This is a genomic window from Corallococcus terminator (assembly GCF_049194865.1).
In the GTDB taxonomy this organism is placed as follows: Bacteria; Myxococcota; Myxococcia; order Myxococcales; family Myxococcaceae; genus Myxococcus; species Myxococcus terminator_A.
Map to the genome: position 1 here is coordinate 21,216 of NZ_JBLZWL010000006.1, position 13,137 is coordinate 34,352.

The 13,137-nt window shown below is 70.8% G+C and carries 10 protein-coding genes; 5 read left to right on the plus strand and 5 right to left on the minus strand.

Translation table 11 applies throughout. From position 1 onward, the window contains the following. Positions 1 to 44 precede the first annotated feature (44 nt). From ACN469_RS05750 to ACN469_RS05760, 3 genes are read right to left on the minus strand one after another with little or no spacing between them, the layout of a single operon-like run. Positions 45 to 2,966, minus strand: a complete 2,922-nt coding sequence (locus ACN469_RS05750; RefSeq protein ID WP_498764939.1) for an ATP-binding protein — start codon at positions 2,964 to 2,966, stop codon at positions 45 to 47. After that, the gene (locus ACN469_RS05755; protein ID WP_498764941.1) at positions 2,963 to 3,751 is read right to left on the minus strand and encodes a methyltransferase domain-containing protein; all 789 of its coding nucleotides are present in this window, start codon (positions 3,749 to 3,751) and stop codon (positions 2,963 to 2,965) included. The genes ACN469_RS05750 and ACN469_RS05755 overlap by 4 nt, the downstream gene beginning before the upstream one ends. Beyond that, positions 3,742 to 6,153 (minus strand): PilZ domain-containing protein, encoded by a 2,412-nt coding sequence (locus tag ACN469_RS05760; protein ID WP_498764943.1) that lies wholly within the window; start codon positions 6,151 to 6,153, stop codon positions 3,742 to 3,744. The genes ACN469_RS05755 and ACN469_RS05760 overlap by 10 nt, the downstream gene beginning before the upstream one ends. Positions 6,154 to 6,524: 371 nt before the next feature. On the opposite strand from ACN469_RS05760, the gene nadA reads away from it, so the two are divergent. The 3 genes from nadA to ACN469_RS05775 all read left to right on the plus strand — a co-directional run bounded on the left by nadA (position 6,525) and on the right by ACN469_RS05775 (position 8,979). After that, positions 6,525 to 7,457, plus strand: coding sequence for a quinolinate synthase NadA (gene nadA / locus ACN469_RS05765; RefSeq protein WP_498764945.1), 933 nt, complete (start codon positions 6,525 to 6,527; stop codon positions 7,455 to 7,457). A gap of 78 nt (positions 7,458 to 7,535) precedes the next feature. Then, a complete protein-coding gene (locus ACN469_RS05770) occupies positions 7,536 to 8,138 on the plus strand; it encodes a zinc ribbon domain-containing protein (protein ID WP_498764947.1) in 603 nt (200 codons plus the stop codon). A 28-nt stretch (positions 8,139 to 8,166) separates the two neighbouring features. After that, on the plus strand, positions 8,167 to 8,979 hold the full coding sequence (locus ACN469_RS05775) for a methyltransferase domain-containing protein (protein WP_498764949.1): 813 nt from the start codon (positions 8,167 to 8,169) through the stop codon (positions 8,977 to 8,979). A 1-nt stretch (position 8,980) separates the two neighbouring features. On the opposite strand, the gene ACN469_RS05780 is transcribed toward ACN469_RS05775, so the two are convergent. Further along, positions 8,981 to 9,400 carry a metallothionein gene (locus tag ACN469_RS05780; RefSeq protein WP_498764950.1) on the minus strand — a complete coding sequence of 140 codons (420 nt, stop codon included), beginning with the start codon at positions 9,398 to 9,400 and terminating at the stop codon, positions 8,981 to 8,983. Positions 9,401 to 9,579: 179 nt separating this feature from the next. On the opposite strand from ACN469_RS05780, the gene ACN469_RS05785 reads away from it, so the two are divergent. Together ACN469_RS05785 and ACN469_RS05790 are read left to right on the plus strand one after the other, a co-directional pair. After that, positions 9,580 to 11,145: a hypothetical protein gene (locus ACN469_RS05785; protein WP_498764952.1), complete on the plus strand. Its 1,566-nt coding sequence runs from the start codon at positions 9,580 to 9,582 to the stop codon at positions 11,143 to 11,145. A gap of 92 nt (positions 11,146 to 11,237) precedes the next feature. Further along, complete coding sequence (locus tag ACN469_RS05790; protein ID WP_498764954.1) at positions 11,238 to 12,467, plus strand: hypothetical protein; 1,230 nt, start codon at positions 11,238 to 11,240, stop codon at positions 12,465 to 12,467. A 30-nt stretch (positions 12,468 to 12,497) separates the two neighbouring features. Here the strand turns inward: ACN469_RS05790 and ACN469_RS05795 are convergent. After that, positions 12,498 to 13,137, minus strand: a 640-nt coding sequence (locus ACN469_RS05795) for a hypothetical protein (RefSeq protein ID WP_498764956.1), incomplete at its 5' end; no start/stop codon positions are given.

The window sequence follows — 13,137 nt, forward strand, 5'->3', positions numbered from 1 at the left end:
TGGGTCGCCCACCTCACGTCGGGGCGCGTCGTGGAGCCCGCGGTTCAGCCGAGCCGGCCCACGCGCGATTCACCCTGCCCGTCCGCGCCATTGCCTGACGAGGAGCGGCCGGGGGGCCGAAGAGGCAGGTGCACCTCCACCTGAGTGCCCTGGCCCGGCGTGCTGCGGACCTGGATGCGCCCGCCATGGCTCAAGATGATGCGACGGCTGAGGGCCAGTCCCAGGCCCGTGCCCTCTCCAGCGGCGCGGGTGGAGAAGAAGGGCTGGAACAGCCGCTCCATGTCCTCGGCGCGGATGCCCACGCCGTCGTCGCTGATGGTGACGACGGCCTCGTCACCCTGGCAGGCCGTGGCGACGCGGACGCGGCCGTGCTCGCCCACCGCGCGCAAGGCGTTGTCCAGCAGGTTGAGCCACACCTGGTTGAGCGAGCCCGGGTCTCCCTGCACGGGTGTGCCGCACTCGTAGGCCCGCTCGACGACGACACCCGACGGCACCTTCCACGTCAGCACGCCGAGCGTGGAGTCCAGGAGCGAGTCCAGCGACAGCATCATCGGCGTGTCGGAGGTGCGGGTGAAGGACAGGAGTGACTCGGCGAGGTGGCGGATGCGCTGGCCGCACTCCTCCATCACCTCCACCATGGCCCGGCTCATCTCCCCGTCCGGCGTGTTGTCCCCCAGCACTTCCTTCAGCGGCGCCAGCGCGTTCATCAGCCCGTTGAGCGGGTTGCGCACCTCGTGCGCGAAGCCCGACGTCAACAGGCCGATGGCCGCCAGTCGCTCGTTCTCCGCGGAGCGCACCGCCGCCTCGCGCAGCCGCAGCTGCGTTTCGATTCGCGCCAGCAGCTCGCGCGGGCTGAAGGGCTTGCCCAGGTAGTCATTGGCGCCCGTGCCCAGCGCCTCCACCTTCGCGGAGACCTCCTGCCGCGCGGTGAGCAGGATGACGGGGATGTCCACCGTCGCCGTCTGCTCCCGCAGGGCCACCAGCATCTGGAGGCCGGACAGCACGGGCATCATCACGTCCGACACGATGAGGTCCGGCCGCTCGGCGATGGCCCGCTGACGGCCCTCCTCGCCGTTGACGGCCTCCATCACCCGGTAGTGCTGCTTGAGCAGGCCGGCGATGAAGGCCCGGATCTCCACGTCGTCCTCCACCACGAGGATGCGGGGCGCGTCCGGCCCCGGCCCCGCGTGGTCCCTCGCAGGAGCGACCACGGAGGCGCGACCGTTGTCGGGCACGCCCGTGTCCAGCGAAGGGAACGAGCCGGAGATGCGCCGCTCCCGGCGCACCGGCATCTCCGCGCGGCGCCGCTCGCGCAGGTCCTCGCGGATGTGCGTGCGTCCCTTGGGCAGCCGCACGCGGAAGGTGGAGCCCTTGCCCAGCTCGCTCGTCACGCTGATGCCGCCCGAGTGCAGCTCCAGCGTCTCCTTCACCAACGCCAGGCCGATGCCCGTGCCACCGAAGCGGCGCATGCCGCTGTTGTCCGCCTGCGCGAAGCGGTCGAAGATGACCTTGGTGTCCGGCTGGGAGATGCCCTGGCCCGTGTCCTCCACGTCCACCAGCACGTCGTTGTCGTCCTCGTGCACGCGCACCGTCACCCCGCCCGTCTGGGTGAACTTCAGCGCGTTGGACAGCAGGTTCTGGAAGACGATGTCCATGCGCTCGTGGTCCACCTCCACGGGCGTCACCTCCTGCCCCTCCAGGCGCAGGAACACCTCCTGCCGCTCCGCCATGGCGTGGAACGGCGGCAGCACGGTGCTCAAGAAGCCGTTGAGCTCCAGCGGCTGGTAGCGCAGGCGCGCCTTGCCCGACTCGAGCTGCGCCAGGTCCAGCAGGTTGTTGATGAGGCGCAGCAGGCGCTGGGCGCTGCGCTCCATGGTGGCCACGTGCTGCAGGACCACCTCCGGGTTGCTGTCCTCGGTGCCCCGGCGCTCCAGCGACTCCAGCGTCAGCAGGATGAGGGTGAGCGGCGTGCGCAGCTCGTGGCTGACGTTGTCGAAGAACTCGCTCTTGAGGCGGTCCAACTCCTGCTGGCGCAGCAGCGCGTCACCCAGCTTGCCGTTGGCCTCCTTGAGGGCTTGGGTGCGCTCCGCGACGCGGTCCTCGAGGGCCACGTTGGCGCGGAAGATTTCGTCGTAGCGCTGCTGCAGCTCCGACAGCGAGCCCATGATGGCCTGGTTCTGCGAGCGCAGCGCCTCGTCCTTGCTCTTCAGCTCTCGCCGGCCATCCAGCCAGCCGCCCATGGAGAAGCCGGCCATGGCCAGCACCCCCACGCAGAACACCGGATTGCCCAGCCCCACCGCGCTCGCCGCCAGCCCGCAGACGGTGCCCAGCACCAAGCCCAGGTGGTGTCCCCAGAGCGACGGCGGGTCCGTCCACGTCAGGTGGTAGCGGCACGCCGGCGCGCCGTGCACCTGGCACTCCAGCTCCCTCACCTCCGCGGGCGCCAGCCCCCAGATGGTGGGGAACGACGCGAACTGCCCCATGCGCAGCTCGCAGATGTTGCGGTCCTGCTCGACGATGGTGCTGCGGTACGACAAGTCGAGCCGCTCGCGCTCCAGCCGCTCCACGTGGAAGGAGCCCACGCGGTTGTAGCTGGGGGAGAACTCAATCGTCTGCCGGTAGCACATGCGCGGCGAGCCGACCGCGCGCAGCATGTAATAGACGAAGCCCAGCGCCTGCGGCGAGGCGGTGAACAACCCCGCCTGCCGCATGAACTGAGGGTCTCCCGACTCCGTCTGGAGCACGGACGCCACGCGCTCCAGGAAGCGCAGCGAGACGAAGTTCGTCGGCGTGCGCATGTAGTCCAGGCGCAGGCTGAAGCCGTGCTCCTCCCAGAGGCGGTTGAGCCGCTCGGCGCCGTAGCGCCGCTCGAAGTACAGCAACAGCGTGGAGGTCGCTCGGGTGCCCACCTCGGGCGCGTTGTCGGGTGGCTGCGCTTCCTCCCGCTGTGGGGCACTGTCACTCAAGGCCGGGTTCCCTCCGTCACCAGTGTCACCGCATACTTGAGTCCTTCCGGGTCCGCCAACATGCGCAGGAAGTCCCGACAGTGGGCCTGGTAGGGCTCCGGACCTCCGAAGGCGGGCGCGGCCACCGGCGCCAGCGCGGCGAAGCGGACCTCCCAGTCCTTCATCAGCCGCTCGTCCGCCGCTCCGGCGACCAGGTAGAAGGGCATGAGGTGCACGCGCACGTCACGCAGCCCCGCCTGGCGGAACTCCGAGAAGAGCTTGCGGCCCACGTGCAGGTCGAACCCGCGCGTGGCCAGCGCGTCGACGATGCGCTGCGTCCCCTCCCGGAGCGACTCCGAAAAGGGCCAGTTCTGGAAGCCCAGCCCGTCGATGTCGGAGACGACCACCTTGCCGCCCGGCCGGGTGACTCGCATCAACTCCGCGAGCGCGACGGGCCGGTCCGGCAGGTACTCGAAGACGTACTGACTCCAGACGTAGTCGACGGAGGCGTCGGGCAGGCCCGTGCGGCGGATGTCCGCCTGGGTGAAGCGAAGCCAGGGGCGATGGGCGTTGCGCGCGGTGGCCTCGCGCAGCCGGTCCTCGTTGAGGTCCACCCCGGTGACGTGGCCCGTGGGGCCCACCAGGTCCGCCATCGTCTCGGAGATGCCCCCCGGCCCGCAGCCCGCGTCGAGCGCCCGCGCGCCCGCCACGAGTCCCGTCGAGCCCAGGAGCGCCCGGACGTATCCGGACGCCCCTTCCTGCGCCAGCAGCCGTCGTCCTTCTTCCGTGGACTCCATCAAGTACATGAAGGGTCCTCGGGCGCGGCGCGGCGCGGGCGGCTGAGCCGCTCGAAGAGCGAGCGCCACAGGTCGCACCAGCGGCGGACCATGGAGCGGTGGAAGATCCACTCGCAGAAGCGCCCCTGGCCCTCGAAGCCGAGCCGCGCGAGCAGCGGCGCGTCCTCATCCGCCACCAGCGCCACCGCGGAGGGCCGGCCCCGGCCGCGTGCGTGGTCCATGCACCGACGCACCAACGCGAGCAGCGCCTCCTCCGTCTTCGGGTTCGAGCGGTCCGCGACCTCCAGCCAGAAGCCGTTGGTCACCTCGATGAAGCTCAGCCCGGGAGAGGCCTCCTCCACCAACGCGAGCGCCAGGGGACCGTCCTCCCCGTCCACGACGAACATGCGCCTGTCCCGATAGAGGCCGGCCGCCGCGAAGCGCGAGCGCATCCGGTCCTCCGCGTCCGGCTCCGTCTGGAGGTCCTCGGCCAGCACCCGGACGACCTCGCCCTTCGCGCGAAGGTGTGCCTCCAGCCAGGCCCGGTCCTCGGGGCGCCCTTCCCTCACGGTCAGCGTCGTCGCGGGGACCTCCGGAGCCCCCTCCAGCGGCAGCCGCATGTAGTGGAAGGTCCTCAGCATGCTGAAGCCCCGGTTCTCCATGACGCGGGCCAGCCAGGTCCCCAGCCGGTTGGGCCACCGGTTGTCGCTGCGCCACATGTAGCGCAGGAACTCCACGTCCTCGATGGCCTCGCCCATCTCCACCGCGAGCGCCGTCAGGTCGTTGGCGATCTGCTCGTGTCGGTGGAAGCCCGGACGCACCGCCAGGTGCTGCACCAGCCACGAGCCCGAGTGCATCCGCAGCCCGCCCACGTGGCCCATGATGGTGCCGGAGTCCGTGTAGAGGATGGAGCGCCCCAGGTCCTTCGCCTCGGCCAGCCGCTGGTGCGTGTGCTCCAGCGCGTCCAGGTAGCCCGCCTCGCCCCCGAAGGGGTAGTCCGGATGGAAGGTGTAGTGGGACTCCTCCATCATCTTCCAGATGTCGCCGAGCTTCTCCCGCCCGCCATCCCGCGAGGCGCCGCTGCGCGAGGCCATGAAGGCGTCATGGATGGCGTCGCGGACCTTCGTGGGGACGTCCAGCAGTCGCACGCCGCAGCGGTACGGCCGCAGGCTGCGGTCGAACCGGCTGTCGGTGTTGACCGCGTCCACCGAGCGGACCTCGGCGCGACACGGTACCTCCGAGCCATCCGGCAGCAGCAGCGCGACCTCCAGCTGGGAGCCGGCGGGCAGCACCTCGCAAGAGGCGTCGAAGGGGAAGGCGAAGCCGCGCCCGCTCAGGTCCAACACCGAGCGGGTGATGCGCTCGCCGTTGATGGGGGCGTGGAACGTCACCAGGAAGCGGTGGTCCGGCCCCAACCGGAAGCGCTGCAGGCCCCGCCGGTTCTGCAGCCCCACGGAGCGGGGCACGCTGAGGGACACGTCGTTGTCGCCCCGGCGCAGCACGCTGGTGGCGCCCGTGTAGCTCTGCCCGCCGACCTCGAAGGTGAGCTGGAGCACGTCCCCCACGTCCGCGGGGAAGGCGCCGTCATTGAAGCCCCGGAGCACCGCGCGCCCGTCCTGAAGCTCCACCACGGGAGCCTCCATCCGGAAGTGCGACGACGGGGTGTCCAGGAAGTGCAGCCAGATGGGCGTCTCGCGCCGCACCGCCTTGCGCAACAGCGCCAGGACGATGACCGGGTCCCTCATCCGTGAGGACGGGGGCGCGCTGGACTCGTCCATGCCGTCGCTCCAGGCGATGCCCAGGCGCAGGTAGGAGAGCGTGCTGGCCTGGACCTGCTGGGCGTGGCGGATGTAGGCGCGCGGGACGTGGAGCACCACCTTCCCGTGGCGCTCGAAGATGAGCTCCTCCAGCACGGTGCCCTGGAGGAACGCGCCGATGGAGGCGGTGAGCGGCACGCGCAGCGCGGCGCCGAAGTTGCCCACATCCAGGCATCCGGCCTGATGCGTCACGCCGTTGAGCCGGAAGCGCACCGACAGCGAGCTGGCCGGAGTCACCCGGGCGGAGGAGCGATGCTGGAGGATGTTGGTGAGGCGCCGGCCCAGCTCGGACACGGTCAGGCTGTCATCCAGCGTATTGAAGACGTGCCCTTCGGCGGCCGTCTCCACGAGTTCTTCCAGTCCCTGCCGGTCCGACTGCGCGCACACGAAGACGCGCACGGCTTCCGGGGCTGCCCTGTCGACATGTCTCAGGAAACGTCGCGCGTTCTCCGGTGGCGCGATGATGAGGGTAGGCGCGGTGGACTCCATCCGCCGCGTGGCTTCCACCTGGGATTCCACCGCCACGACGCGGTGGATGCCCAGTACCTCGGCCAGCGCGGCGCGCCGGCCCTCGTTCGGATGCACAATCAGGACGTCCTGAGTGGGGACACTCATGCTCTCTCCTCAACGGGAAAGGCGTTCAGATGGGGAAGCGGCAGCATCGACTGCCTGCCAAGGCCACAGGTCCGGTGCCGCCCCCTCTCCACCAGCCGATCGCGTGTTCTCGACCCCGAATGTGTGGCTTGTCCAAGCTTGACAGCAAGGCGACTGCCTCCCTCCGGGCCGACCCGGAGGATTGCGCGCAGTCTACCCTCTCCGCGCCGTCAGGTGATGCGGGCATGCACCACACCTGCACGAAGGGGGACGGTGGCAGAGTCGACCCAGGGCACGCCAGCGACAGCCGTCCGTCCGCCCGGCAGCCGACTTCCGACGATGTGGCCTGGCCCCGGCGGCCGAGTTAAGTGTCGACCAGGCAAGGAGGTGCCATGGGCGCCGAGGTGGATTACGCGCAGGAAATCCAGGAGCTCAAGCGTTCCATGAACGCTGTGATTCTTGCGCACTACTACCAGGAGAGCGAAGTCCAGGATGTCGCGGACTTCGTTGGGGACAGCCTCGCGTTGGCGCAGGCGGCGGAGCGCACGGAAGCGGACGTCATCGTCTTCTGCGGTGTGCACTTCATGGCGGAGACGGCCAAAATCCTGAACCCCACGCGGCAGGTGCTGCTGCCGGATTTGAAGGCGGGCTGTTCGCTGTCGGACCGGTGCCCCCCGGCGGCCTTCAAGGTCTTCAAGGAGAAGCACCCGGGCGCCTTCGTGGTGAGCTACGTCAACAGCTCCGCGGCGGTGAAGGCGATGAGCGACGTCATCTGCACGTCCTCCAACGCGGTGCGTATCGTCAACCAGGTCCCCCGGGAGCGGCAGATCCTCTTCGCCCCGGACCAGCACCTGGGGCGCCACGTCATGAAGGAGACCGGCCGGGACATGGTGCTGTGGCCGGGCAGCTGCATCGTCCACGAGATCTTCAGCGAGAAGAAGCTGGTGGGGCTCAAGGTCGAGCACCCGGACGCGGAGGTCGTGGCCCATCCGGAGTGCGAGCAGGCGGTGCTGCGGCACGCGGACTTCATCGGCTCCACGAAGGGGCTCTTGGAGTACGTCATCAAGAGCCCGAAGCAGAAGTTCATCATCGTGACGGAGGCGGGCATCCTCCATCAGATGAAGAAGGGCGCGCCCCAGAAGACCTTCATCCCCGCGCCGCCCGACAACGGCTGCGCGTGCAACGAGTGCCCGTACATGCGGCTCAACACGCTGGAGAAGCTCTGGAAGTGCATGAAGGACCGGACGCCAGAGCTGACCATGCCGGAGGGTCTGCGGGAGGCGGCACGGGCGCCTTTGCAGCGCATGCTGGAGTGGTCCAGATAGAGCGGAATCTGTCGTCACAGCGGACATTCGCCAACTCGCGTCTTGCGCCGGAAAGGCCGGGGTGCAATGGAGCCATCCGTGGCCTTCCGATTTCTCGCAGTTCCGTCGCACCGGCTGGTGGACCACCCCCAGTCGCTGCCGGTAGATGAGCGCCTCGAGCCGGACCTGCCGCCAGTCCATGAGGCGGTGGAGCGCGCCCTGGCGGGCGCCGAGTTCCGCGATGGCCGCGCCAAGGACCGCATGCGCGCCCTGCTTCAGGGCGACCGGCCTCCCAAGCTGGGAGCCCCCGAGGCGGGGTTCGGTCCTTCCGCCGTCTTCGCCCAGCCGCCCCAGGACCTGCCCGCATTGCTGAGGTTGGCGGACGAGCTGGAAAGCCTGGCCCGGCGCGAGGCGGGTGAGCGCGCGCTGGTGTGGAAGTGCGGCGACTGCGGCGCCCGGTACGCGGTGCCCGTCGCCCTGGTGCGTCAGGTGTCCATCCGCTGCGAGCGGTGCGGGACGCCGGTGGAGCTCAACGCCACCCGCAGCCTCGGCGAGGAAGCCCTCATCGACCCCTTCCAGGGCGCGGTGAACCACAGCCGCAAGGAGCTGGCGTCGTTCTTCCGCGAGGCCATGGCCCGAGGCTGGCCCGTCCTGGTGGCCGAGGACCGTCGAGTGGTGGCGGACCCCGGTCCGTCGGCCTGACCTCGCCGAGGACCGCCGCGTACAAAGCATGCGGCACGCGCTCGTCCAGCTCCTCCGTTGTCCTCGCTGCCGGCGTGGCGCCCTCCGTCCGGAGGCGCCCGCGCCGGTGCTGATGTTCGGGCCCCTTCGCTGCCCGGAGTGTCGCGCCAGCTATCCGGTGGCCGAGGGCGTCGCGGACCTCCTCCTGGAGCACGCCACGCCCGGCGGACTCCAGCGCGGCCTGGAGAGTCGCTGGGTGGCGCGCTCCTACGAGCGGTATGTGCGCCCCGCGCTCCAGCGCGCGCTCCTGCGCCGTCCGCTCGACACGGACAGCGAGTACCTCCTCTATCGCAGCTTGCTCGGCACGCCCGAGGCGCCGGTGTTGGACCTGGGCTGCGGCACGGGTTTGATGGCGCGGCGGCTGGCGCGGGAGTCGGCGTTTCCCCTCGTCGTGGGCCAGGACGTGTCGCCCGCGATGCTGGAGGAAGGCGTGGCGCAGGCGCGTGAAGCGGGCGCGACGGTGGACTTCCTGCGCGCGCAGGCGCCCTCGCTCCCCTTCCAGGACGGCACGCTCGGCGCGGTGTTGATGGCCGACTCGCTGCACTACCTGGAGGACCTGGGCCGGCTGATGTTGGAGGTGGCGCGGGTGCTGCGTCCGGGGGGCCGCTGGGTGGCGAGCACGTATGCGCCCCCGGGCTCCGCGTCCGGCGTCCTGCATCGCCGCGCGGGGCTTCACCCCAGGGGCGAAGCGACGCTGCGCGCGGCGGCCAGCGCGGCGGGACTGGTGCGCTTCGAGCGCGTGGCCCTGCCGCCGCTGCTGGTGCTCAAGGCGGAGAAGGGCTCCGCAGAAGTACCCCGCTGAATCAGATGAAGATGCCGGCGGAGGCGTCGTAGCGGCGCGCCTCGTCCAGCTTCAGCTCGGCGGGACGGCCGCGCAGCGCGTCCATCACCTGCCGCTTGGGCTTCTGGCACTTGGCGCACTCGCACGAGCCCTTCTTGCAGGTGCAGTCCGCCTTGCTGCCACACTGACACTTGGCGGCCATCAGCGAGTCGAGCGCATCCAGCGGCCGGTCCACCTCACCCCCCGCGGGTCGCGCCTTGTCGGGAGCGGAGGCCGCCTCGGTGGAGTCGGGCGAGGGCTTCGTCTTCGAGTCAGGGGCGGCCTCGGACTTCGCCCGTGCCGCCTGGGCGTGGGCCTCACAGGCGCTCGCCGCCCGGGGGGCGAGCAGCAGCAGACCGCTGGCCAGCAGACCCGCGGCCACCATCGTCGCGTTGCGTGTCATGTGTGCTCTCCTTCGGGAGACTCTCGGACTCGGCTCCCGTTCATCGGCGCCTATAGCGCAGCCTCCGTCGACTGCCAAGGTCGACGGCCATACCTTTGTCTACCCCGACGCGGTGGGCCAGCCCCCCGCGTCGGTTGCTCGCCGGGCAAGGAAGCGGCGCATACAGTCCGGCACCTCTCGTGACGAACCCCAACGCTCGCTTTATTCAACTCGCCGCACTGGTGCTGGGGGTGCTGCCCCTCTGGGTGTCGCGCCACCTGCCCATGGTGGACCTGCCGCAGCACCTGTACCTCATCTCCGTGCTGCACCGGCTGGATGACCCGAGCACGCTGTACCCCCAGCTCTTCGAGGCGCGGCACGCGCTGACGCCTTACCTGGGCTACTACTACCTGGTCAGCGCGTTGAACTGGCTCTTGCCGCTGGACCTGGCCAACCGCGTCTTCCTCACCGCGTACGTGGTGGGCCTGCCGCTGAGCCTCGGCTTCCTGCTGCGCTCGCTGAAGCGGCCCACCTGGCCCTCGCTGCTCGCCCTGCCCTTCGCTTACGGAGACAGCTTCGGCTGGGGCTTCATCAACTACTGCGCGGCCCTGCCGCTGACGTTCATGTGCTGCGGCTTCTTCGTGAGAGCGCTGGAGGACGTGCCTCGGCGGCGCACCTGGACGTGGGCCCTGGCGGGCTGTCTCGTCGCGGTGCTGCTGTTCCATGTCCAGGCCTTCGGCTTCCTCGCGCTCGGGCTGCCGTGGTTGCTCTTCACCACGCCCGTGCCGGAGGACGCCACCGCGCGTGGGCTCGTGGCGCGACTGCGGCCCCGGGTGCCGGCCCTCCTGGGCGTGGTACCCGGCGTGGCGCTGTTCCTCGGCTGGGTGGTGCTGCGCTTCGGCGAGCCGCCGGACATCCAACCCGGCGCGCCCTGGAAGGCGTGGGGCCCCACGTTCTCCCCGCAGAACCTGGGGTGGAAGAGCTTCGCGCAGAACCGCGCGGAGCTGTTCGACGTGCTCGCCAACACGCTGCGCGATGGCTCGGACCGGTGGGCGATGTACGCGGTGGGCGCGGTGGCGCTCGCGGGCTGGGTGGCGGCGCTCGTGCGACCAGGGCCCTCGGGCACGCAAGGTCCGGTGGCGCGCTCGCGGCTCCTGGGGTTGGGCGTGCTGGCGCTCGCGCTCTACTTCCTGCTGCCCTTCGATATCCGCGGCTACGTCTACTACCTCAACACGCGCTACGCGCACCTGGCCGCCGCGCTGCTCGTGGCCACCGCGCCCGCGACGATTCTGGAGTGGCGGGTGCCCCTGAGGTGGGCCGCGGCGGCGTGCGCGCTGGTGCTGGCCTTCACGCTGGGCCGGGGCTTCCGGGCGTTCTCCCGCGAGGCGGCGGAGTGGGAGGGACTGGTGGCGGCCACCGGAGAGAAGCCCCGCGTCATGGGCCTCATCTACGACCCGGGCTCGCGCGTGGTGCGCTTCCCGGTGTTCATCCACTCGGCGGCGGTGCTCGCACGTGAGCGCGGCGGCGTGCCGAACTTCACCTTCGCCTCCACGCCGCACTCGCCCCTGCGCTACCGAGGCGAGGTGCCCCCCACCTTCCCCTCCGAGTGGCGCCCTCAGGATGTGAAGCTGGACACCCAAGGCGCCTGGTACGACACCTTCGTGGTGCGCGGCGTCCACCCCTCGCAGGTGTTTGGCGCACGACTCCAGTCCGAGCTCTCGGTGGTGGGCCAGTCGGGCCGGAGCTGGCTGGTGCGCCGCCGCTGAAAGCCGCGCGCCGCACGCGAGTGTGGCCTGGTGGGCGGGACGCCCGCGCAGGTGATGCCCCCAGGCGTTGCTCGCGGAGTACAAGGCCGCGCATGAAATCCTCCGCTTCGGACCCTCGCTCCCTGCTGGATGCGCTGCGCGCCGGCACCTCGCTGTCCGACCTTCCCGCCGACGCGGTGGAGTCCGCGCGGGCCCTCGCGAAGGACCTGGGCAGCGCCACGCCCGCCCGCGTCGAGGCCCTCCCCGAGCCGCTCGCCGCCGCCCTCCTGGAGGCCGCGGTGCTGGACGGACAGGCCGCGCTGCCCGAGGCGCTGTCCGCCTCGGCCGTGAAGCCCCTGGCCAAGCTCGCCAAGAAGGCGCTGTACCGCCTGCGCTCCCGCGGCGTCGCCATCCCCGAGACGCCCCGCGCGGCGCCCCCGGAAGCGCCCCGCCCCGCCCCCTCGCCCGAGGCGCTCCCGGCCCTGGCCAGCACGGTGACGGGCCGAGGCGAGCGGGCACTCGTCCTGGGCCGCGTGCTGCGCGGCGGTGGCGTCGAGATGGTGCAGGCCCTCATCTCCGACGAGGAGGGAGTCCTCCAGCTCCAGCTTCAGGAGGCGAGCCGGAGCATCTGGCGCCGCATCATCAAGGACGGCCTGGAGCAGGGCGGCACGGTGGAGCTGCCGCTGCACGAGGCCGCCGCGCTGCTGGCCGAGGCCGCGGGCCTCAACCTGCGCGCCCACACCCCCTTCCCCGAGGGACTCGACGTGGCGCTGCGCCACTTCGGCGTGCAGCCCCAGCTCGAGCCCACCACCCTCCCCCCGCCCGAGCCGGAGGACGTGCGCCGCGCCCTCGAGGGAGACCTGCTGCACGAGACGCCGGAGCTGGCCGCGTGGCTGCCGCCGGAGTCCATCACGAAGCGCCTGCTCGCGAAGCTGGACGAGGTGGTGGTCAGCCCCCTGGCCCTCAGCGACGTACAGCGCCAGGACCAGCTCCAGAACGCCGTGCGCACGGTGACGCAGGAGTACTTCAGCCCCACCATGTCCCAGCGCTACGCCCTGCGGTTGTGGAGGATGGCGGACTTCTTCGAGCGGACCGGCCGTGCCCGCGAGGCCGACATCGCCCGGGGCGAGGCCCGGCGCCTCTTCCACGGCGCGGACCAGCCCTACTCCCGCTTCGCCGAGCACCTGTTCGAGAAGGTGGTGGGCCTGGTCGCCGCCGCCGGAGCCCGGCAGGAGGCCGCGGCCCGACGAGAGGCGGGCGCTCCTGGCGCCCGGGCACCCTCGCCCGCGGAGGCCGCCCCCACCCTGGAGCGGCGCAGCCCCGGTGGCCTCATCCTCCCCTGAGCGCCGAGGAGGACGGGCCGCCTGGGCACTTCAGTCCGGCGAGACGCGGGCGCGCAGCAGCAGGTCCAGGTTCTCCTGCTCCCAAGCCTGCGCCCGCGTGTAGTCGTGGAAGCGCTTCTCGTGCTCCATGAGCTCCGGCGGGTGGATGCAGCGCCGCCCGTCGTCGCCCTTCCGCGTCCGGTAGATGTGGTGGAGCATCTCGTGGAAGACAATCCACTCCACGAAGTAGCGAGGCACCACCGGCTGGTCCAACGCCGGATGGATGCGGATGACCTTCGAGTCCGCCGAGTAGGAGCCCATCTTGATGCTCTTGCGGGGTCCCTTCACCCGAGGCGCCGGGCCGTAGGTGATGGCGGCGTCGATGGGACGGGTGTTGAAGTAGCGCTCGTTGAGCCGCTCGAAGATGCGCTCCAGGTCATGGTGCTGACCCAAGGGCTCCAGCCGGATGCGCTTGCGCATCTGCGCCGGAGACAGCCGGCGGATGTACATCTTGTTGCGCTCGATGTAGCGGTCCAACAACACGCTCGCCTCCGGGTCCCCCTTGCGCACGAAGCTGGCCAGGGCCTGCACGACGTCATCCGGCGCCGCCAGGAACATGTGGTGCAGCCGCAGCCGCCACATCGTCCGGTGACGTTGGAAGGTCAGCATCGTGTGCGTGTTGTCGTGGACC